This window comes from Pontibacter pamirensis (assembly GCF_010015475.1).
In the GTDB taxonomy this organism is placed as follows: Bacteria; Bacteroidota; Bacteroidia; order Cytophagales; family Hymenobacteraceae; genus Pontibacter; species Pontibacter pamirensis.
On record NZ_SSNI01000001.1, the window covers coordinates 383,223 to 406,144 of the forward strand.

The 22,922-nt window shown below is 48.5% G+C and carries 17 protein-coding genes; 8 read left to right on the forward strand and 9 right to left on the reverse strand.

All coding sequences use genetic code 11. From position 1 onward, the window contains the following. Positions 1 to 37: 37 nt before the first annotated feature. Complete coding sequence (rsfS, locus tag E1919_RS02520) at positions 38 to 412, reverse strand: ribosome silencing factor (protein WP_115565509.1); 375 nt, start codon at positions 410 to 412, stop codon at positions 38 to 40. Positions 413 to 462: 50 nt separating this feature from the next. Between rsfS and E1919_RS02525 the strand changes: the two genes are divergently transcribed. From E1919_RS02525 to rlmB, 5 genes are all read left to right on the forward strand, one after another. Beyond that, positions 463 to 1,212: a biotin--[acetyl-CoA-carboxylase] ligase gene (locus tag E1919_RS02525; RefSeq protein ID WP_162051744.1), complete on the forward strand. Its 750-nt coding sequence runs from the start codon at positions 463 to 465 to the stop codon at positions 1,210 to 1,212. Between the two features lie 268 nt (positions 1,213 to 1,480). Beyond that, entirely contained in the window at positions 1,481 to 2,077 is a 597-nt protein-coding gene (locus E1919_RS02530) for a T9SS type A sorting domain-containing protein (RefSeq protein WP_162051745.1), read from the forward strand. Between the two features lie 125 nt (positions 2,078 to 2,202). Further along, entirely contained in the window at positions 2,203 to 5,154 is a 2,952-nt protein-coding gene (locus E1919_RS02535) for a glycosyltransferase family 117 protein (protein WP_162051746.1), read from the forward strand. Positions 5,155 to 5,254: 100 nt separating this feature from the next. Further along, positions 5,255 to 6,487 (forward strand): GWxTD domain-containing protein, encoded by a 1,233-nt coding sequence (locus tag E1919_RS02540; protein ID WP_162051747.1) that lies wholly within the window; start codon positions 5,255 to 5,257, stop codon positions 6,485 to 6,487. Continuing rightward, a complete protein-coding gene (rlmB, locus tag E1919_RS02545; protein ID WP_162051748.1) occupies positions 6,460 to 7,305 on the forward strand; it encodes a 23S rRNA (guanosine(2251)-2'-O)-methyltransferase RlmB in 846 nt (281 codons plus the stop codon). The genes E1919_RS02540 and rlmB overlap by 28 nt, the downstream gene beginning before the upstream one ends. Before the next feature lie 131 nt (positions 7,306 to 7,436). Here the strand turns inward: rlmB and E1919_RS02550 are convergent, their stop codons facing one another. Continuing rightward, positions 7,437 to 8,513 (reverse strand): mannose-1-phosphate guanylyltransferase, encoded by a 1,077-nt coding sequence (locus E1919_RS02550; RefSeq protein WP_162051749.1) that lies wholly within the window; start codon positions 8,511 to 8,513, stop codon positions 7,437 to 7,439. A gap of 2 nt (positions 8,514 to 8,515) precedes the next feature. After that, positions 8,516 to 9,487: a KpsF/GutQ family sugar-phosphate isomerase gene (locus E1919_RS02555; RefSeq protein WP_162051750.1), complete on the reverse strand. Its 972-nt coding sequence runs from the start codon at positions 9,485 to 9,487 to the stop codon at positions 8,516 to 8,518. Between the two features lie 68 nt (positions 9,488 to 9,555). Here E1919_RS02555 and recQ point away from each other — a divergent pair, with 68 nt between their 5' ends. Both recQ and purD read left to right on the forward strand, forming a co-directional pair. Continuing rightward, positions 9,556 to 11,736, forward strand: coding sequence for a DNA helicase RecQ (gene recQ / locus E1919_RS02560; protein ID WP_162051751.1), 2,181 nt, complete (start codon positions 9,556 to 9,558; stop codon positions 11,734 to 11,736). 245 nt (positions 11,737 to 11,981) lie between these two features. Next, positions 11,982 to 13,271, forward strand: coding sequence for a phosphoribosylamine--glycine ligase (purD, locus tag E1919_RS02565; protein ID WP_162051752.1), 1,290 nt, complete (start codon positions 11,982 to 11,984; stop codon positions 13,269 to 13,271). Positions 13,272 to 13,358: 87 nt separating this feature from the next. Here purD and E1919_RS02570 read toward each other — a convergent pair whose 3' ends face one another. Further along, positions 13,359 to 13,772, reverse strand: a complete 414-nt coding sequence (locus E1919_RS02570) for a BrxA/BrxB family bacilliredoxin (RefSeq protein ID WP_115565670.1) — start codon at positions 13,770 to 13,772, stop codon at positions 13,359 to 13,361. 478 nt (positions 13,773 to 14,250) lie between these two features. Here E1919_RS02570 and E1919_RS02575 point away from each other — a divergent pair, with 478 nt between their 5' ends. Beyond that, positions 14,251 to 14,598 carry a hypothetical protein gene (locus E1919_RS02575; RefSeq protein WP_162051753.1) on the forward strand — a complete coding sequence of 116 codons (348 nt, stop codon included), beginning with the start codon at positions 14,251 to 14,253 and terminating at the stop codon, positions 14,596 to 14,598. Positions 14,599 to 14,791: 193 nt separating this feature from the next. Here E1919_RS02575 and E1919_RS02580 read toward each other — a convergent pair whose 3' ends face one another. From E1919_RS02580 to E1919_RS02600, 5 genes are all read right to left on the reverse strand, one after another. Continuing rightward, a complete protein-coding gene (locus E1919_RS02580; protein WP_162051754.1) occupies positions 14,792 to 15,547 on the reverse strand; it encodes a DUF6503 family protein in 756 nt (251 codons plus the stop codon). A 54-nt stretch (positions 15,548 to 15,601) separates the two neighbouring features. Continuing rightward, on the reverse strand, positions 15,602 to 17,857 hold the full coding sequence (locus E1919_RS02585; RefSeq protein ID WP_162051755.1) for a glycoside hydrolase family 20 protein: 2,256 nt from the start codon (positions 17,855 to 17,857) through the stop codon (positions 15,602 to 15,604). A gap of 27 nt (positions 17,858 to 17,884) precedes the next feature. Further along, positions 17,885 to 19,207 carry a sugar MFS transporter gene (locus tag E1919_RS02590; RefSeq protein WP_162051756.1) on the reverse strand — a complete coding sequence of 441 codons (1,323 nt, stop codon included), beginning with the start codon at positions 19,205 to 19,207 and terminating at the stop codon, positions 17,885 to 17,887. 208 nt (positions 19,208 to 19,415) lie between these two features. Continuing rightward, a complete protein-coding gene (gene nagB / locus E1919_RS02595) occupies positions 19,416 to 21,335 on the reverse strand; it encodes a glucosamine-6-phosphate deaminase (RefSeq protein WP_162051757.1) in 1,920 nt (639 codons plus the stop codon). An 89-nt stretch (positions 21,336 to 21,424) separates the two neighbouring features. Continuing rightward, positions 21,425 to 22,699, reverse strand: coding sequence for an ROK family transcriptional regulator (locus E1919_RS02600; protein ID WP_162051758.1), 1,275 nt, complete (start codon positions 22,697 to 22,699; stop codon positions 21,425 to 21,427). Positions 22,700 to 22,922 lie beyond the last annotated feature (223 nt).

The following is a 22,922-nucleotide window of genomic DNA, read 5'->3' on the forward strand; positions in this document are numbered from 1 at the left end:
AGGCCTGCACTAATTGTTTAGCCAGGGGTGTGCATGTTTAGACAGACGCTACCTGCTCTATTTTGGCATCGCCCCAAAGCTCTTCCAAAGCATAAAATTGACGTTTGTCTTTTAAGAAAATATGTGCTACTACATCTACGTAATCCAGCAACACCCACTCATTGTTCGTGCGGCCTTCACTTTGCCACGGGTTTTGCCTTACGGCTTTAAACACTTCTTCCTCTATGGAGGAGGCAATGGCGTCAATTTGTGTATCGGAGTTTGCGGATGCTATTACGAAATAATCGGATACAGCGTTTTTAAGCGATTTGAGGTTTATGATAACGATATCGGTGGCCTTCTTTTCCTGCATTCCCTTCACTACAAGCTCTGCCAAAATGTCTGAAGTAGCCTCAACCTTGGTTTCTTTCATTATTGCTCTATAAATTTGATCTACAAAAGTACTAATTATACCTTAATTTTATGTTGCCTCATACGCTGTTTATAGGTCAGCAGCTTTATTTTCTGCCGGTTTGTGAATCTACTAACTCAGAGGCCCAACAGCTTCTTATCAAAAATGAAGCCACAGAGGGCTGCACCGTCATTACGCACCAACAAACCAAGGGGCGCGGGCAGCGCGGCAACTCCTGGCAGGCCGAACCAGGTAAAAACGTGACGCTCTCGGTTATATTGTCACCCTCGTTTCTGGCTGCGAGGCAGCAATTTTACCTAAACATAGCTGTGTCGTTGGCTGTGCATGATCTGCTGCACGAACAGGGGCTGCACGAGGCACAGGTAAAGTGGCCAAACGATTTATTTTATGAAGGTAAGAAACTTGGCGGGATTCTGATAGAAAACACCATAAATAGCTACACACTGCAACACAGTATCGTTGGGATTGGTTTAAACGTGAACCAGTTACATTTTGACTATACAACGGCAACTTCTATGCGTAACGCAACAGGTGGCGCTTTCGACGTAGAAAAAGTAGCTATGAGGCTGCTGGAGTTGCTAGAGAAGCGCTACCTCGAACTGCGGAGCGGCAAAACCGGCAAACAAAGGCATGAATACCTGCAGGCGCTGTACCGCTACCAGGAATTACACCCATTTTTAGTTGATGACCAGCAGGTCGAGGGGCAGATTGTAGGTGTAAATGAAAATGGCTGCCTGGCGGTGGAGATAGACAAGAAGTTGCGCTACTTCGCCTTTAAGGAGATAAGTTATATTATCTGATGTAGGTCTTAACTGTATGCACTTTATATAAATCTTAGATTTTTTTAGAAACAATCAAGGGTAAGCCGGATGTAAAGAAGGAAAGGGCATGAAAATTGATGTTGATGAATTAGATAAAAGTGCCCCATAACGTTTGAAAGGATGTAAAATTGAGTGAGTGTTTACATCTTTTTCGCATTATTTAAAAAGGTTACATTTATTTAAGGATTTTAAGCTATATTTGATGTGTGTAGCCAAATCAGTGGTTTTACAAATAATGGGATTGTCTATGAGAATTTTTACAAAAATAGCATTAGTCGTTACACTCATTTCCTCGCACTTGCTGAGCTTTGCAGGAACTGCTGTAATTAACAATAAAGGGGTGGACCCAATCAAGAAAGGAACCGGTGTTGTCTGGAAACTTATGCCTGCTAGCGGAGGGGGAGAACTTGTTGTGTCGGCCAATAACTCACGTCCTGCTTTTGTAATTAATCCTGAGAAGCATACGTGTTCTAAAATATATGCTTCTGCCGTAAGCCAGGTATTTCACACCGTTGAGGCTAAAGCAGATAAGGCGGTTTATACTAATATTACGTTGGCTGCTATTGCGCCTGGCAAGGAAATCAAGCCGGTGCCTTCTATCAATGCTTACCCGAACCCGTCGCGTGGCAACGTTACGCTGGCACTGAACCTGCCGGGCAACAACACTTACAAAATTCGTATTTCAAACACCATTGGCCGTGTGATAAGAGTACATGAGCTAGGGCCGGCCGAAAAAATGGATTTAGCCCTGGATTTGAGCAGCTACCCTTCAGGCGTTTACTTCTACAGCCTGCTGGTGAACGACAAGACAGTGGAAACAAAGCGCCTGGTATTGCAGAAATAAGTTCTTACAAAACCGCATAATAACAGAAAGCCGACCAATTGGTCGGCTTTTTCTTTATAAACATCTAATAATTACGCAGCCACTAAACATTATTTATTATTTTCGGGGCTGAATTAACTATCACTATGACCGATTATCGAAAGATAAATAATATTGTGGGCTGGGTCGTGTTTTTTATCGCGACCACAGTGTATGTGCTGACGCTGGAGCCAACAGCTAGTTTCTGGGACGCTGGTGAGTTTATTGCCAGTTCATATAAGCTTTTGGTGCCACACCCACCCGGAGCGCCTTTCTACCTGCTGGTGGGGCGCATGTTCTCTTTGTTTGCCTCTGAACCTGCACAAGTAGCATGGTGGGTAAACCTGTTGTCGGCCCTTTGCAGCTCCTTCACGGTGCTGTTCCTGTTCTGGACCATCACCATACTGGCGCGCAAACTCCTGATAAAAGAAGGTGCTGTGCCTACCAAAGGCAACCTGCTGCTGATTATGGGCAGTGGTGCGGTGGGAGCGCTGGCCTATACTTTCTCTGACTCGGCCTGGTTCTCAGCAGTGGAGGCAGAGGTATACGCCATGTCCTCGTTCTTTACGGCTATCGTGTTCTGGGCTATCCTGCGCTGGGAGGCGAAGGTAGGGGAGGCGTATTCAGATAAATGGCTTATCCTTATTGCGTACCTTGTGGGGCTCTCCATTGGCGCGCACTTGCTAAACCTGGTAACTATTCCGGCGCTGGGCTTTATCTATTACTTCCGCCTCTATAAGCCAACCTTCTGGGGCGGCGTTATCGCTTTTGCCATCAGTGCTGTCATAGTAGTGGCTATACTGTGGGGTATAATTCCTGGGCTACCAACTGTAGCAGGTAACTTTGAGGTGTTTTTCGTGAACAACTTCGGGCTTCCTTTTGGCTCCGGTTTGATTGTTTTTGTTGTGCTGCTCGTCGCGGCCATTATTTTTGGGTTGCGCTACTCTATCAAGCATACCAACCGCGTGCTGAACACGGCGCTACTTTGCTTTGTGTTTGTGCTGATTGGGTACTCCTCCTATATGATGATTCCAATCCGCTCTTCTTATAACCCGACCATTGACGAAAATGACCCGGATGACATTCTGTCTTTTGTCGCTTACCTGAAGCGTGAGCAGTATGGGGACCGTCCGCTGCTGTATGGCCCGCAATATAACGCGCAGCCAGTGTCGCAGGAAGAAGGTGCGATGCGCTACAGAAGAGGAGAAGATAAATATTTGCCAACCACTCCTAAAATAGAGCCGGTTTACGACAGTAAAGACAAAACGCTGCTGCCCCGGATATACAGTGACCAGCCGCAACATATAGATGCCTATAAGAAGTGGGTGGACATTCGGGAAGGGCAGGCGCCTACCTTTGGGCAGAACCTGAGCTTTCTGATGCGTTACCAGCTGGGTTTTATGTACTGGCGCTATTTTCTGTGGAACTTTGTTGGCCGTGAGAGCGACGTGCAGAATGCGGGAGTGCTGTGGCCTTTTGAAAGCGATCCGAATGCACCGGAACGCATACTGGACAGCGCGGCCCGCAACAGCTTTTACATGCTGCCTCTGTTGCTGGGTATACTCGGTTTAGTTTACCAGGTGCGAAAGGATGAGCGAAATGCTTTTGTTATAGGGCTTCTGTTCTTCTTTACGGGTATAGCCATTGCACTCTACTTAAACCAGCCGCCGGTAGAGCCGCGTGAGCGGGATTACACCTTTGCCGGGTCATTTTATGCTTTCAGCATCTGGATAGGGCTTGGCGTGATGGGGCTGGCAGACTTATTGGGCAAAGGGCTAAAAAACACGCAGACACGTGCCGCTGTCGCCACAGTAATAGGATTGGCAATTCCTGGAATTATGGCGGTTGAGGGATGGGACGACCATGACCGATCTGACCGTTACCATTCTGTTGACTCGGCTAAAAACCTGCTTGACTCCGTAGCTCCGAACGGTATTCTGTTTACTAACGGTGACAACGATACCTTCCCGCTGTGGTATGCGCAGGAAGTGGAAGGATATCGTACTGATGTGCGGGTTGCCGTGCTTAGCTACCTGAACACGGATTGGTACATTGACCAGATGAAGCGCCAGTCATACCTATCGGACCCATGGCCGCTTACGCTGGAAAACGAGAACTACCGCCAGGGCACCAACGACTACCTGCCCTACGTAGAGCGTGAACAGGTGGCAGCCGGCATTGACCTGGCACAGTACATCAGCCTGGTGAAGCAGAACCACCCGGCCCTGCAGGTGCAGTATGGGCAGGGTACTACGCTGCTCACTATGCCTACTAAGAACTTTATCCTGAATGTAGATCAGGATAAAGTGCGGCAGATGGGCTTTGTAGCAGATGAAAAGGAAGGTGAAATTGTGGACCGCATGCAGTGGACCATCAATAAGTCGTTACTGGAGAAGAAACACTTGGTGATGCTGGACCTGCTGGCTACAAATAACTGGGAGCGGCCAATCTATTTTTCATCAACGGTGAACAGCGCAGATTTTATGGGGCTGTCAGATTATTTTCAGTTAGAAGGCTTGGCTTATCGCGTGGTTCCTGTAAAGTCAAACAACGAAGAGCAGGGCTTTGTGAACAAGGAGGTGATGTTTGAGAACATGATGAAGGAGTTCAAGTTCCGTAACTTTGATGACCCGGACATCTTCTACGATGAGAACTATTACCGCTTCTCAGCCAATGCCCGCGACAAATTTGCCCGTCTGGCATCTGCTTATTTAGAAGATGGTAACACCGCCCGCGCAAAAAAAGTTGTGGACTATGCTTTCACGGTGTTGCCAGGCAGCACAGTGCCTTATGACTACTACACACCGCAGTTTATTCCAATTTATGATGCCATAGGAGAACCGGAGAAGGCGGAGCAACTACTTAACGAGATGGCGCAGGATTCGCAGAAAGCCCTGGACTACTTTTTTGAGAAAGGTGCGCTCTTTGATACCGAGATCCAGACAAACATGGTTGTTCTGCAGCAACTCATAGGAGCTGCCGAAAGCATAGGCATGCAGGACCGGGCAGCGCAACTGCAGCAGCAGTTTATGCAATACCTGCAGCGTATGCGCCGCTAAACAAAATAGATGCAGATACAGTAATAAAAAGGCCGAATCGTCTCCTTGCGATTCGGCCTTTTTATATATTAGGTAGACATTAAGAAAAGCTTCGTTATTGATGAAATACCCGCACACGCTACTCCTTCTGCTGCCTTTGTTAGTGATGGGCTGTGGACGCTTTTCCTCTGCAAGCCTGGCCCCTGTAGAGGTGAAGCGGGTGGCGCCTGAAATAACCATGCAGCATAGCTATTACACAAGCAACGACAGTTTGCACCTGCTCTTCAAGTTTGAGGATGCAAAGGAGGTGGTGGATATACTGCAAAATGCTACCTCCTACGAGTATGAGATAAGAACAGGAGGAACTGAGAATGCTGCCCTTGTAAGCGGTGATTCCGTTGACCTGCCTGACCGCAAGATGACAGATATAGAGGGGCAACTGCAGGTGCAACTGGTGCTGCCGGCAGAGGTAGTGCAGGAGCCGAATGTGCTGCATTTGCGGCTGTGGCAGTTTCTGTCAGGCCCTGAGCTTATGGGAACAAAGTTCAGGCTGCCGCTGAGCAGTAGAATGCTTGAGAAAGATTACCTGTTGCTAGAGGCTTCTACAGGTAAACCCCTCCTGCAAAATTATGCTGTTACCGGAGATAAGGTTCTGGTGCGCAACTACGGAGGTGAGGGAGGAGTGCTTAAACTACAGCGCTTTGATGCTGACTTCATGCCGGCCGCTCCACCTATGTCCCAGCAGCCTACTGGCGGCCCCCGTACTATTTCTGCCGCAGATGTGCAGACTATTGCCCCCGGGGATACAGTGACGCTTCAGGAAGAAGGAATATACTTGTTTGACCCCAACACGAGCTATGCAAGAGGTGTTTTAGTGCAGCCAGCTAATTATCCGCAGGTTACCCGAACAAAGGAGATGCTGCAGCCCCTGATATACCTGACAACCTCTGAGGAGCGGGAGGCACTTTTGAACGCAAGTGATACGAAGGCTGCCATAGATCTGTTCTGGCTGGAACTGGCCGGAAATAAAGCTGCTGCCCGTAATCTGATTCAAATATTCTATAACCGGGTAGAACTGGCTAACAAGCTTTATTCCTCGCACAAAGCAGGATGGGCTACCGACAGGGGCATGATCCATATCATCTTTGGGCCTCCTGACGACACGAATCAGGTTGGCTCAACCATAACCTGGATCTATCACGAGACAGAGGCGATGCCGAACATCAAATTCGTTTTTAACAGAAAAGAGAATAACTTTACCCAAAATCATTATGAGCTGGTACGGCGCCGTGGGTATGCGGAGAGTTGGTACAGCACAGTAGCAAAATGGAGAGCAGGCAGAATAAATATGTAGGTAATCGTTTCGGCGATTCCTCGAGAACATCAAAAGAAGATAAAACCGAAATGATTTTCGGTTTGCGCCCGATTTTAGAGGCGCTTTCGGCTGGAAAAGAACTGGAGAAGATCTTTCTTCAGAGAGGTGCCAAGAACCCCACCACCGACGAAATTGTGCAGCTGGCTAAAAAGCTGGAAGTGCCGGTAGTAACGGTGCCACTGGAAAAGCTGAACAATCTCACGCGGAAGAACCACCAGGGAGCGGTTGCGCTTATTTCGCCTATCTCGTACGTTCCTTTAGCTGAAACAGTGACATCGCTGTTTGAGCAGGGTAAGAGTCCTCTCTTACTTATACTAGACCGTGTAACAGATGTGCGTAACTTCGGGGCAATTGCCCGTAATGCCGAATGTATGGGTGTGAATGCTATCGTAATACCGAGCCGTGGCGGGGCGCAAATCAACGCGGATGCCGTGAAAACCTCAGCCGGTGCGCTGCACCTGGTGCCTGTTTGCCGTGAGCCCAACCTCAAAGATACCATCGATTACCTGAAGAACTCAGGCTTCCAGATAGTAGCCTGTACCGAGAAGACGGAGCAGAATCTGTCGGATATGACGCTGGACATGGTGGGGCCGACGGCCATCATCATGGGTAGCGAAGAAGACGGTATATCACCAGAGTATCTGAAGCGTGCCGATGCCAGGGTGCGGATTCCGCTCTTAGGCCAGATCGGGTCGCTGAACGTTTCGGTTGCCACCGGTATCATACTATACGAAGCGATGCGCCAGCGCCTCCGCGATGGCGGCTACGCCAGCCTTGGTAGCCTGGAACCGAGGTAAGCTTGAACTGGACAAAGGATGAGAGACGAAGGACAAAAGAGTAAAGACTATAATTCTTTCTTCTTTTGTCCTTCGTCTTTTGTCATCATTTTAGTCTTTCATCCTTTATCAGGAAGCCAAGCTACTGGAACCTAGATATACTCGGGCCCTTTCTTCGACTTGGCATCAGCCATGAAGTCTTTTACTTTCTGCTCTTCCCCTTTTTTGCAGATCATCAGCACATTGTCGTACTCGGCTACAATGTAATCCTCAAGGCCCTGTAGTACCACCAGTCTTTCTTTCGGGGTTTTTATGATGCAGTCCTTAGTGTCATACAGCATCACCTCGCCATCCACCACATTGCCGTTCTCGTCCTTGTCGTTAATGGTATAGAGGGAGTTCCAGGTGCCAAGGTCTGACCAGCCAATGTCGGCCAGAAGCACATACACATTGTCTACCTTCTCCATGATGCCATAGTCAATAGACACATTACGGCAATGGGAATAAGCCTTCATGATAAAGTTCTGCTCTTCGGGCGTATTCATAGTAGCAGTGCCTTCATCAAAAATCTCGGTGATTTCTGACAACTGCTGGTGGAACGCTTTGAGAATGCTCTGCACGTTCCAGATAAAGATACCGGAGTTCCATACAAAGTCCCCGCTGTTCAGAAACATCTTCGCCAGTTCGAGGTCCGGCTTTTCGGTAAAGGTCTTTACTTTCTTTATCTTCTGCGCTTCGTCGTTAAGGTACTGAATATAGCCGTACCCGGTGTCAGGGCGGCTAGGGGTAATACCCAGGGTAATGAGCACATCATCTTTCGCGGCGGCATCTACAGCTTCCTGTATCACGTTCGTGAAAACATCCTGCTTCAGCACCACGTGGTCGGAGGGAGTTACTACCAGGTTTGTATCGGGGTTTAGCTGGGCGATTTTATAAGAAGCGTAAGCAATACAGGGAGCGGTATTACGGCCAACGGGCTCCAGCAGAATCTGGTTTTCTGTTAACTCCGGCAACTGCTGCTGCACCAGTTCTTTGTAGTCCTTATTCGTGACTACAAACACATTTTCAACAGGGCATATATCCTGAAAGCGCTTCATCGTCATTTGCAGCATGCTTTCGCCTGTTCCCAGCACATCGTGGAACTGCTTAGGGTAATTGCTACGGCTAAAAGGCCAGAAGCGGCTTCCGATGCCGCCCGCCATAATTACCACATAGGTGTCGTTTCTCATATTTATACAAGTCCTTCTTTTAACAAATCGTGTAGATGCACAAAGCCCCCAAATTTACCAGAATTTGTGACAATTAATTGCGTTATACTTTTGTTCTGCATAACAGACAGAGCCTCAACGGCATATTCTGCTGCTTCGATGGTAAAAGGGGCTGGAGTCATGATATCGGTGGCAATGATGCCCTCAATAGAATCATATTTGTTAAGCATGCGGCGCAAGTCACCGTCTGTGATGATTCCTATTAGCTGCTCATTGTCCTGGCTTAGTACGGCGGTGGCTCCCAGGCGTTTGGAGGAAATCTCAATAATAATTTCTTTCAGCGGGGCGTTTGCGTTGACACGTGGTGCCTCGTTTTGGGTATAGATGTCCTCCACCTTCAGGTACATGCGTTTGCCCAAAGAACCGCCCGGGTGCAGGTGCGCGAAATCAGTGCTGCTGAAGCCGCGCGCTTCCAGCAGGCTTACGGCTAAGGCATCGCCTAAGGCAAGTGCTGCTGTAGTGCTCGTGGTAGGGGCTAAATTATGCGGACAGGCCTCGCGCTCTACGTTAGCATTCAGGATAAAATCAGCGCACCTGGCCAGGTAAGAATCCGTGCTGGAAACCATTGCCGCCAGTTTAGAACCTTTGCGCTTGAGGAGCGGAACTAGTACCTTTATTTCGGGCGTGTTGCCGCTCTTAGAGATGCAGATTACAAAATCGTCTGCCTGTATCATTCCCAAATCACCGTGTATGGCATCAGCAGCATGCATAAACAGAGCGGGTGTACCGGTGGAGTTTAGTGTCGCAACTATTTTCTGAGCTATGTTGGCACTCTTACCAATACCCGTTACCACAACGCGCCCTTTTATAGTTAAAATGGTTTCAACGCATTTTTCAAACCCTTCGTCGATAAAATCTGCCAGTCTGGCGATTGCTTCGGCTTCAAGCTGTAAGACTTTTTTTGCGGTTAGGGTTATTTTATTAGAGATATTCAAATTAAATTTGTATTAGTATACAGGGTAAGGAAGTACGTTGCAACCTGGTTAAATTTTCACACGATTACATGTCAGTAAAACAAGAGATAAATCTCAAGAACAAATTAAAAGAAGTTTTTGGGTATAATCAATTCAGAGGGAATCAAGAGCTGATAATAAACAACATTATCAACGGCAAGAACACTTTTGTGATTATGCCTACAGGCGCGGGCAAGTCGCTGTGTTACCAGCTGCCTGCTCTTTCTTTACCGGGTACCGCTATTGTTATTTCACCGCTGATCGCCCTGATGAAGAACCAGGTTGACCAGCTGAATGCCTTTGGTGTGAATGCCCAGTTTTTAAATTCAACTTTATCGAAGTCCGAAATAAACAAAGTTAAAAAGGAGACGCTGGCCGGAGAGGTAAAGCTGCTTTACGTGGCACCGGAATCGCTCACGAAAGAAGAAAACATCGACTTCCTGCGTAACTCCAATATCTCTTTTGTGGCCATCGACGAGGCGCACTGTATTTCAGAATGGGGGCATGACTTCCGTCCGGAGTACCGCCGCATCCGTGGTATTATTGACCTGATTGGCAACCTGCCGATTATTGCGCTCACTGCCACCGCTACACCAAAAGTGCAGCTCGATATACAGCGCAACCTGCAGATGGACGAGGCTTCTGTTTTCAAGTCGTCTTTTAACCGCACGAACTTATACTATGAGGTGCGTCCGAAACACCAGACCAAGAAGCAGCTGATCCAGTACGTGAAGAAGCACAAAGGCAAAAGCGGTATTGTGTACTGCCTGAGCCGTAAAAAAGTGGAGGAGATTGCCGAACTGCTGCGGGTAAACGATGTGAAGGCGCGGCCTTACCATGCCGGGCTTGACTCCAGCGTGCGTATGGCCAACCAGGATGCCTTCCTGAACGAGGATGCAGATGTGATTGTGGCCACTATCGCCTTTGGTATGGGAATCGATAAGCCGGATGTGCGCTTTGTTATCCACTACGATACCCCAAAATCGATTGAGGGCTATTACCAGGAAACAGGGCGTGCCGGACGCGACGGTATGGAAGGGAACTGTATTATGTACTACAGCTACGATGATATCATCAAGCTGGAGAAGTTCAACAAAGACAAGCCGGTAACAGAACGCGACAACTCCAAGCTGCTGCTGCAGGAAATGGCTTCTTACGCCGATTCTGCCGTATGCCGCCGCAAGCAACTGCTGCATTACTTTGGCGAGGCTTACGAGAAAGATTGCGGTTTCTGCGATAACTGCCTGCACCCAAAAGAGCGCTTCGAGGCGCAGCAGGAAGCGCAGTTGGCACTGAAGGCCGTGGAGCAGACAGGACAGCGTTTCACGATAGAGCACATCACAGCGGTGCTAACCGGCCTGCGTAACAACTACGTTGTGAGCTACGACCACGATAAGTTGGAGGTGTTTGGAGCAGGTAAGGAACAGGATGCCCAGTTCTGGAGCTCTGTGGTGCGGCAGGTGCTGTTATCAGAGTATCTGGAGAAGGATATTGAGAACTTTGGCGTGGTAAAGCTGACGCAGAAAGGTGCAGATTTCATTCAGAACCCACATTCTATTTCGTTAACCAAAGACCATAACTACGAGCAGGAAGTGAAGGACGACGAGGAAAAGGAAGAAACGCAGGCCTCTGCCGGGCATGATGAGGTGTTGTTTGACCTGCTGAAAAACCTGCGCAAAAAGCTGGCGAAGGAGAAAAACCTGCCGCCTTATGTACTGTTCCAGGATCCGTCGCTGAAAGAAATGGCCACGGTGTACCCCACCACGAGAGATGATCTAGCGTTTATAGGCGGAGTAGGTATGGGCAAGGTGCAGAAATTCGGGAAGCCGTTCCTGGACCTGATCACCAAGTATGTAGAAGAAAACGATATCGTCACCGCGTCGGATGTAGTTGTGAAGACAACGGTAAACAAGTCGAAGATTAAGATCTACATTATCCAGCAGATAGATAAAAAAGTGGAGTTGGAGGAAATAGCGGCGGCCAAAGACTTGACCATGCAGGAGCTGATTGAGGAGGTTGAGCATATCTGCTACTCCGGCACCAAGCTAAACCTGAACTACTACATCAACAATATACTGGACCAGGAGCGCCAGGAGGAAATATATGAGTACTTTATGAGTGCCAGCACCGATAATATTGCGGAGGCGCTAAAAGAACTCGGCACCGACGATTATACAGAGGAAGACCTGCGCCTGATGCGTGTGAAGTTCCTGTCGGAGTATGCAAATTAAATTGCTACATTGTTGAATTGTTAGTCTAGGATGAGGAAAGAGTAGCTTTTGCTTGTTCTTGCAGCAATTTACCTTAAAATAAACGAAATGCCGGTGCTTCTGCAGCACCGGCATTTTTGTTTATCTATCTCTAAAGCATAAAACATAAATTGTGCTGCATGAGCGAGTATAAATCTTTAACTTCGCAGCGGGGACATTAGCCAAGCCTGGCAACAGCTAAATAATTAACCATTAACAACCAACCTATGAACGTACTGATAATAGGATCCGGAGCCCGTGAGCATGCCATTGCCTGGAAGCTGAATCAAAGCGAATACTGCGAAAAAATATTCTTAGCGCCTGGCAATGCAGGCACCACACAGTTTGGTACAACTGCTGCTGTAGACATTCATGATTTTGATGAAGTGGCAAAATTCGCCACCGACTTCGATATCATGATGATTGTGGTGGGGGCGGAGAATACGCTGGTAGATGGCATCCACGACTATTTTCAGAGCTCAGAGTATCTGAAGCACATCCTCGTAATCGGACCTAAAAAAGCGGGTGCCATGCTGGAGGGGAGCAAAGACTATTGTAAGGCATTTTTCCAGCGGAACAACATTCCAACAGCCCGCTACCAGACGTTCACAGAGGATACCTTCGGACAGGCAGCGGAATATCTGCGCAACCATAGTTTTCCGGTGGTGCTGAAAGCAGATGGTTTAGCGGCAGGTAAAGGCGTTATCATTGCCCAAGATTATGAGCAGGCCATAGACGCCCTTGAAGATATGCTGCGGAACAAGCGCTTCGGCAATGCCAGCAGCAAAGTAGTTATTGAAGAATACCTGGAGGGTATAGAAGTGTCTGTGTTCATCCTGACGGATGGCAAGGACTATGTGCTGCTGCCGGAGGCGAAAGATTACAAGCGCATTGGCGAAGGCGACACAGGGCTTAATACGGGTGGTATGGGAGCCATCTCGCCTGTGCCTTTTGTAGATGATGTGTTTATGCAGAAAGTGAAGGAACGGGTAATCAACCCTACGCTTCGCGGCATGCAGGAAGAGCAGATGGATTACACCGGTTTTCTGTTTATCGGCTTGATGAACGTGAATGGAGAACCCTATGTGATTGAGTATAATGTGCGGCTCGGCGACCCTGAAACAGAGGCTATCCTGCCCCGCATTAAATCAGACCTGTTCGAGTTGTTCAGAGCTTTGCACGACAGGAAGTTGGGAGAGTTTCAACTGGAGATAGACCCGCGAACAGCTACCACTGTGTTTCTGGTGTCTGGTGGTTACCCGGAGGGATTTGAGAAGGGGAAAGAAATCAGCGGTATCAGCAATGTGCCTTCTGATGTGCTGGTGTTCCATGCCGGTACTAAAATGGTCAACGGTAAGCTTGTGAACAGCGGAGGCCGTGTGATTGCCGTTACGGCCCTTGCTGATACCATGGAAGAGGCGCTGGCCAAAGCCAATGCCGCTGCCGAGACAATTACATGGCAGGACCGTTACTACCGCCACGACATTGGGTTTGACCTTAGACAGACGCATGCCTGATTGTAGGTGCCTATACCTCAACATCCTATAAAACAGCGAAGGCCGGTGAAACTCACCGGCCTTCGCTGTTTTATAGGATGTTAAAGCTTAGCAGTATTCCTCAAACGCACCTTGCAGGTTGTCTACAATGCGGTTCAATTCGTTGCCTTCAATGTGGTAGCGCTCAATCATGTGTACCAGTTCGCCGTCTTTGAACAGCGCAATGGAAGGGGATGACGGAGGGTAAGGCAGCATGTGCTCACGTGCTTTTGCTACTGCGTCCTGCTCCATACCAGCAAAAACGGTTACAAGTTTAGCCGGCTTTTTATCAGCGGCAGCCACCGCCATTTTAAGGGCCGGACGTGCTTTAGCGGCAGCACAACCACAAACAGAATTCACTGCTACCAGCACCGTGCCTTCCGATTTAATTGCCTGCTCTACTTCTTCAGGTGACATTAGTTGCTCAAAGCCCGCAGAGGTAAGGTCCTCACGGATAGGCGCAACCATATATTCAGGATACATTGCCATAAGTGTTCATTTTAAGTGTTTAATAATTTACAAAGTTAACAAATCAGATCCACAAAAGATATACGTTCTTTTTTTGTACAGATAAGGCTGGCTGAAGCGTGCTAAAACTTAACATTTAACTATAGTGAAATAACTATATATAGAACTTGTATAAACTTTACCATAAAGCATAACAAGTTTTAGGTTAGGCAGGTATAGGGAGACAACTCTTACCGATACAGCGTGCAGCAGCCGGAAGCGAAGGAAAAGCGGAAGGCCGCGTTTTGGACTGAATTGAAATAATTTCTATGAAGACAAAGGCAAAGAAGTATCGGTAAGGGAAGCACTAATCAGAGGCAGCGGGGGCTGTTGCCTTTTCAAAAAAATAGTGCGACAGCGTATTTGTCTGATAAGCATTGCCGTTATAATCCCGATGCATGACCAGATGGGGATTACAAAGATCTGAAACATAACCGAACCAACAACTAGGACCATGCCTATACCTCACCCTAAAAGCACAGCGCCTTGCGTACGATATTTCTATTTACCTGCAACTGATATCAGGAATGCAGAAATAATACAGGTTATAAACAGCGGCGGACCCATAGTGCAGGTGCCGATGCGCGAAGAGGATGTAGAACTTTCTGCCATTTTTGAGCGGGAGCTTACCAATAGTGAGCGGCTGACGTATAGAAACAGCGAGACATGGAAAGTATTTACTTCCTGGGAGGAAGTAGAGCAGGACCACACCAGCTATGGATTGGCAAAGGAGGTGCTGCTGGTGTTGTTAAGCCTGAGCTATAGGTTTACGCTGGAGGAGATGATGGCTGTCTCAGCTTAGCCACTATTTTGTACTCGGAGCTAAAAACAAAAGACCGCTCGCTCTACCATATAGTAAAACGGCCTTTTGTTTTTACAGGCGCTGATTCATTACGACCACATCCGGCACATCATACCATTCTGCTAACGCTGTATGTTTGATGCTGGCCATCATGCTATAGCCTGAGTAGTAACTGTTAGTGAAGCTTAGGCTATCAGATTCTGTACGATGTCAGCGGTTCTGCTTTAACAAGCGTATCCGTGCCTATGTACTCCTTGTTTTTATTCCAATACCACTTGCGCACCTTTGGTATCCTGATTTCATCTACCACTACCTCCTGTTCCAGCAGAATATACTCCCCGCTTTCTGGTTGGCCATGGTTAAAGCGGTAGGCTTTCATTGCATATGTTTCAGGGTTTAGATAGAAGAACCAGTTGTCAGTACCTACAGCGGCATCATAGCTCACCTGTAGTACCTTGTATGTTTTCCCCTCAAGTTCCTCATTGCTGGCAGCCTCTGTTACGCGAACCCCCTCATCCGTCAGCTTCATGGGAAGCCCGTAAAGATAGCCGTAAAAACTGTGAACCCATTTCAAGGACTCGGGTGTGAGGTCGTACTTTTCCCGTTCTTCTGTACTTATATCCTGCCTGCCGTCCAGCAGGTAAAACTCCTTGCCATCGGCAATTCCCTTCACCACTTCTTTCCCGTCCTGACGACTGATATGGGCGAAATAGCCGGTGTTGTTGTCCATCTCTATCTCGAATGTGTTCTCTTGCCCGGCTGTGTCGGCAGAGCTCAAGTAAAGTCTGGCTTTGAGTTGTGGCCAGTTACCCTGCGGATCGTGGTAAGTCAGTGTTTTGTCGAGTAGCTGTGAATCAGTTTCTGGCGATGATTGACAAAAGCTCAGCAACAGCAAAGCCATGAACCCTGTTATCTGCAGAAGAGGCAGGAAGATTTTAAAATTTGTCATACGTTAAAGAAAATGAAAAACGGCCCTACTTTCTGAAGAAGCAGGGCCGTTTTTTTAGTTTACCTCAATCTCATCTAAAAAGAGCCAGGTCTTTTCTCCTGCACCTTGTTTTCCTTCCGGAACAGTCTGAGTGTTCTTGACTGCAACTTTTACGAAGCGAGTGGTAGCAGGAGCAAACTCTACTTTTACAATTGCCTTTGAGCCGGCGACTTCTGAGACAGTGTTGGCTGTGCCCAAAGGTTGGAAGTTTTCACCATCGGTGGAGCCATATACTTCTACTCCTTTAGGAGGATACACGTAAGTGCCTCCTGAATTCAGCGCGTGCACTACTACGTTATTTACCTGTTGTGCTGTTCCCAGGTCTATTGTAGCCTCCAAATCGCTTCCGGAGTAGCCGATAGATTGCTGGTCCCGGCCACCTCTCCTGTTAACGATGCCGTTGACTAAAGTGAAAGCACCCTCCCCGGGGAAATATTCTGAAGGCTGTTCATTCAGTGTGATTTCTTTTCCGGTGGCTTTGTTGATGTTTAGTTTCAGGGTCAGGGAGTCTACCAATTTGTCGTCCTTGTAAAACAGTCCTATTACCTGTGTAGGTTCTTTAATAACCAAAGGAGAGGTATACTCTCTTTCAGTTTGCGTGCCGTTTATAGCATAAACCAGCTTGCCCAGGTCCTTTTTTGCGTCCAACTTTACAGTAACGCCCTGCTTATCCGGTGAGGGTAGAACCTCTGCATCAATGTCATAATAGGCTTTGCTGTAATTTGCCCCCCACATATCATAGCGCTTAAACTGCGTGAGCAGCCGCTTCTCAAAGTCATTCCAGTCTTTTTTCTCCGGTGCCGTCCATAGTACTTCGCTTAGGGCGGTCATCCTCGGGAAAATCTGGTATTCTACTTTGGCAGGGTTGCTCATATATTCTGTCCACACGTTGGCCTGTGCACCAAGCACATACTTTGCCTGCTCTGGCGTCAGTTCTTTTGGAACAGGCTCATAGCTATATGCCTTCTGAACGGTGGTGAAGCCGCCAATGGTAACAGAGTCTTCGCGCTGACTTTGGGAGTGGTCAAAGTACACGTGGGTACCCGGCGTCATGATGACGTAATGGTTTTGTTGGGCTGCGGCAATACCACCTGCCTCGCCACGCCAACTCATCACAATGGCATTGGGTGCCAGACCGCCTTCCAGAATTTCATCCCAGCCAATAATGGTTCTGCCTTTGCTGTTGATGTATTTCTCCATGCGCTGGATAAAATAGCTCTGCAACTCATGCTCGTCCTCCAGGCCTTCTTCTTTTATTCTTTTCTGGCATAAAGGGCAGGTTTTCCAGTTCGTCTTCGGGCTCTCATCGCCGCCAATGTGCATGTACTTCGACGGGAAAATGGCCATCACTTCGTCCATCACATCCTGCAGAAACATGAAGGTCGAGTCTTTGCCGGCGCAGTACACATCATCGAAAATACCCCATGTCTGCTCCACTTTATAAGGGCCGGTGTTAGGGCAACCCAGCCAAGGGTAAGCAGTGAGGGCGGCGCTGGAATGTCCGGGCATCTCAATTTCAGGAATCACAGTAATGTGCCGGTCTGCAGCGTATTTCACTATCTCTTTGGCTTCTTCCTGGGTATAGTAGCCGCCGTAGCGCTTGCCCGTGTTGCCGGTGCCGGGGTAGCGGCCAATGATGGTGCCGTCCCGGTAGCCGCCTACACTCGTCAGTTTAGGGTATTTCTTTATCTCTATTCTCCAGCCTTGGTCTTCTGTTAAGTGCCAGTGGAAGTAGTTCATTTTGTGCAGGGCCAGGTAATCGATGTACTTCTTTATGAAAGATACCGGAAACATATGGCGGGCCACATCCAGGTGCATGCCTCGGTACGAGAAGCGTGGTGCGTCCTGTATCGCCACAGCAGGTATTACTAAAGAAGCGCTTTTCTCAACCGGCAGTAACTGAATCAGGGACTGAAGGCCGTGAAAGGTGCCCGCATAAGTGTCTCCTGTTATCGTGACGCCATCCTTGTTTACATCTAAACTGTAAGCATCCTTCGCATCTATGGAAGGCTTGCTGGAGGAAAGGCGAATATAGTTTTTGGAGGCTCTTTTTTTCACGTTCAGCTTAAAACCATACACCTGCTGCAGGTAATCGTTGAGGAAGTTGGCTGTGCTTTGATCTTCCTTGTCTTTTACAGCAATCGTTGTGTTTCGGGTGATAGTGAAATTGCCGGGTTTTACCTGAACACTGGCAGGTTTCGGAATGATGTTGATGTCCTGGGCTGACGCCACCTGCGCAAGCAGCAGGAACAGAAAGAAAAATCGTTTCATACTATTGTAATTTTTAGGATGCTTTAACTATAAAGGAAGACTGCCTGATACTGGTTGCTTCGTTCTGATCTTGTGTCCGTACACAGCGAAGTACAATATCACGAGGTAGCAGGGTATCATGATCCAGTAGGCTTGCTGTGGGCTGATCGTATCGGCGAGCCAGCCATACAGCAGAGGCAGCACGGCTCCGCCCGCAATACCCATTATCAGCAGCGAGGAACCGATTTTGGTGAATCTGCCTAAGTCTGCTATGGCTAAAGGCCAGATGGCGGGCCACATCAGGGCGTTTGCCAGACCCAGCAGGGAGATGAACAGCACAGAAGTATAGCCATCGGTAAAGAGCGCAGCTAGCACAAAGAGCACACCCAGCACAGCCGATACCTGCAGCGCCTTCGACTGAGAAATATACTTTGGTATGGCTGCAATGCCGATCACATAGCCCACAAGCATGGCAATCATCGTGTAAGTAGCAAAGATTTTCGCATCCAGGAGGTCGATACCCTGAGAGGCACCATAACTGATCACCGTATCGCCGGCCATTACTTCCACACCCACATACAGGAAGAGCGTGAAGGCACCCAGCAGCGCGTGCGGAAACTGAAGAATGCTCTTCTTGTTGGTGTTGGCCATTGCTACGGTTTCGTCTTCCTGATCTGTGTCTACTTCCGGAAGAGCAGAGAAGGAAACCAGGACTGCCAGCACCAGCAGTACACCAGCCATTACGATATAAGGCATGATAACTTTTGTGGCCAGGGCGTCTAGCTCTGCTGCCTGTTGTGCAGCACTCATGCTGCCGAGGGTGTTCACCAGCGCATCAGCGTTGTCTAAGATGATGGCTCCCAGGATAAGCGGCGCCAGGGCACCCGCTACCTTATTGCAGATACCCATAATACTGATGCGCTTTGCGGCACTTTCGCGAGGGCCCAATATGGTGACGTAGGGGTTAACCGCCGTTTGCAGCACGGCCAGGCCAGTACCCTGTATAAACAAGCCAACCAGGAAAAAAAGGTAGGTGCGTGTCATGGCAGCCGGAATAAAGACAAGGGCGCCCACAGCCATCACCGCCAATCCCACTGACATACCTTTTTTGAAGCCTGTCTTTTTCAGTACCCAAGCCGATGGAATGGCCATTACCAGGTAAGCAATATAAAAAGCAAAGGCCACCAGGTATGACTCGAAATTGTTGAGCTGGCAGGCAATTTTGAGGTAGGGGATGAGGACGGAGTTCAGCCAGGTTACAAAGCCGAAGATGAAAAACAGTGCCCCGATAATCAGCATCGACCGCATGCTGCCCCCGCTTTGACTGGCTGCTGCTGCCCTTTCTTCTTTTAAAATTGATTTTTGTGCCATCGTGTGGTGCTGATTGTTTAGTGAATGTGATGTGTTGTGTTTGATTTATAGCTGCAACAGCGGCTTCCGGAATAAGTAAAGCCACCACGTATGCATCCCGTTACCAATATATCCATTATCCGCTGAATAGCCTTAAACTGGCGCTGATGTTCTGCGGATATCTCACAAACTAAAGGTGAGACGTTGCTTAGCTACTTTAGCATCTTTCTTAAAACCTGTACCTGACAAAAGCTTCCATCGCTTCGTAGTCGGCCAGGCCCAGACAGTCATAGTCTTTGGCTGTTTCGCGGTTTCTTTCTTCCGCCCGCACCCAAAACTCGCGGGCATCGTCGCCCGGAAACACCGGCCTGTCTTTCTGCGACTGGTGCTTAAAGATAGCGTTCCTTTTCCGTTCCACCTCCTGCGGCGACAGCGGTACGGCCATCTCGATCTCGTATGTTTCAAACTCGTGCCAGGCACCTCGGTACATCCATAGCCAGCAGTCCTCTAACCAGTCTTCAGTCTGGCGCAGGCGCTGTAGTGCCTCTATAACAATGCGGAAGCAGACAATGTGCGTGCCATGGGGGTCAGCAAAGTCTCCGGCGGCGAATATCTGGTGCGGCTTTACCTGGCGCAGGAGTTCCATGGTCATCTCAATGTCTTCCTCTGTGACTGGGTTTCTGCGTATCTTACCCTCCTCGTAAAAAGGAAGCGCCATAAAATGAATGTGCTTATCGTCTAACCCGGCGTAACGCGCAGCGGCGATGGCCTCGCTCTTCCGGATGAAGCCCTTCACGTTGCGCACTTCCATGGTATCGGGTTGGTTGGGTTGCTTTGCTTCAAAAAAGTTGCGCATCTCCCCGTATAGGTTTTTGAGCCTGCTGCTGTCTTCCCCTATGCTCTTGTCAAAGTCGATGGCAAATTCCATGTAGCGCAGCACATCGTCATCCCACACAGCGGTGTTGCCGGAGGTCTGGTATGCCACATGCACGTCGTGCCCCTGGTCTACGAGGCGAATGAAGGTGCCCCCCATAGAAATAACGTCATCATCAGGATGAGGAGAGAAGATGATAACGCGCTTTTGTGCCGGCTCGGCGCGCTCAGGGCGCTGTGAGTCGTCGGCCTTTGGTTTGCCTCCGGGCCAGCCCGTGATGGTGTGCTGCAGCTTGTTAAAGATGTGGATGTTGATTGTATAGGCGGGGCCTTTCTCCACGGCCAGCTGCGCCATACCGTGGCTGTTATAGTCTTCGTCTGTTAGTTTCAGGATAGGTTTCCTAACTGTTTCGGAGAGCCAGATAACGGCTTTCTTTGTTAGTCTCTCGTCCCACACACAATCCTTTACCAGCCACGGGGTGTTAAAGCGGGTCAGCTCAGAGGCAGCGTCGGCATCCAGTACAAACTCCACATGTTCAGAAAGCTGCAGGTAAGTAGCGGGCACATCACTGGAGATCTCCCCTTCCACGGCCTTTTTGATGATGGGGGCCTTCTTCTTGCTCCAGGCCATGAGTATGATTTCGCGTGCCTTAAAGATAGTGCCGATGCCCATGGTGATGGCTTTGGTGGGCACGTTCTCCTTACCACCGAAGTCGCGGGAGGCATCGCGGCGCGTCAGGTCATCGAGGGTAACAAGGCGGGTGCCGGAGTTGGGCGCAGAGCCCGGTTCGTTAAACCCGATGTGTCCGGTACGGCCAATACCCAGTATCTGCAGGTCCAGGCCGTTCAGCGCTTCAATCTTTCGTTCATAATCCAAGCAATAGGCTGTAATCTGCTCTCTCCCCAGCGTGCCATCAGGTATATGCACATTTTCTTTGGGAATGTCGACATGGTCAAATAGGTTCTCGTTCATGAACGTGACGTAGCTCTGTGCTGCGGTGGGGCTCATGGGGTAGTACTCATCGAGGTTAAAGGTGATGACGTTCTGGAAGCTCAGGCCCTCCTCCTTGTGCAGGCGTACCAACTCGGCATACACTTCCACGGGGGTGGCACCTGTTGCAAGGCCCAGTACTGCTTTTTCTCCCTTCTGCTGTTTGCCACGGATAAGGTCTGCGATACGCCCGGCAACTTTGAGTGAGGCGATGTGCTCGTCAGGATATACTGTTACCGGAAGCTTTTCAAAGCGTGTCTCTTCCAAAAGGTTTAATCTGGCCATCGTTTTATAGCGGTATAAGTTTAGATGATCTCTTCAGTTGATTATTTGTTCTGCCAGTTGCTGTACAGTCTGGTGAATTCTTTCATGTACTATCTGGCTAACTCTATCTGTGTCTCAAAAATGTTTTCCATCACGGTTGCCACCGAACCAAGTATACCGGCATCCTTGCCTAGTTCAGATAAGGCTATGGTGGTAGACTCCCGCAACTGCGTCATACAGTAGGTGTTTACCGACTGCTGTATAGGCGTGGTGATGAACTGCTGTGCCTCGGCAATTTTCCCTCCCAGTATAACGAGCTCAGGGTTAAAGAGCTGGATAAGAATGGCAATGCCTTTGCCTAAGTTTATACCAACCTCTGATAATATATTGATAGCATATTGGTCGCCCTTGTTTGCCGCATCTATAATCACCTGGGGCTCTATATGGTCAATTTCATGGTCAGATAACTGGTTCAGAATAGAGACCTTGCCGGCTCTTATGCCTTCCCTGGCCATGCGTGCCAGCGCCAGGCCAGAGGCGACTGTCTCCAGGCAGCCCCGCTTTCCGCAATGGCACAAGGCTCCGTTTTCAACAAGCGGTATATGGCCAAACTCTCCGGCGAAGCCTGAGGAACCATTGCGCAACTTGCCGTCCATAATTACACCCAGGCCAATCCCCCAATCCATGGAAATAACAAGCACGTCTTTTTTGTTCTGGGCAAGTCCAAACCGGAATTCGGCCAGGGCAGCACTCTTTACATCGTTCTGAATATAAACATGCTTGCTGAACTTATTCTCCAGAATTTGCTGCAGCGACTCCTGTGTATGCTGCACTGCTATATCCGGCACCTGTTGGGTTACTAAATAGGAGTAGTTGTTTCCTGCTTTGGCTGTTACCAGGCCCGGCATACTAATGCCAATGCCCACTAATTTATCTGTGTTAATTCCCGAGGATGCTATTAGGCCATTGGCGTGTTCATAAAGTTGCTCCACAGCACTTAAGTCTTTAGAGATCTCAATCGGGTAAGTGCAGATCCCAGAGATGATGTTGTTGTTATTGTCGAAGATGGCCATCCTGGTTTTGAACCTCTCCATTTCAATGCTCAACACAAAGAGCGAGTTATCCTTTAGTCCATAGAGGTCCGGCTTCCGGCCACCCACTGATTTACCTTGCCCTTGTTTCTCAACCAGCCCATCTGTGATAAGCTCGTTCAGAATGCCCATCAAGGTAGGGGAGCTAATCCCAAAGCGGTTACAAATATCTGTGTTCGTCTTGGCGCCCTTCACATACAGGTGCTTAACGATTTTGATTTTCTGCAGATGCTTTTTCCTTTCAATAGTATTTAAACTTGATGTGTAGGTGCTTATTACTGGTGGATAGCTCATGTTCTTAGTCTTGTATTCCGCTCAAATTGCGCAAATATTTTTACAACAGCAACAACTTCTACTAAAAAATGAGACAAGTATAGTGTTTAAACATAAAAATTAAGTCTAAAAGTGTGAATTTGACATATAAATTGTCTAGTAGGTGACTAAATGTTGATGTGTTTGCTGATTTGAGGGTCGGATAAAAAAAAGATTTATTATATCTAGTGTATTATCAATTTTC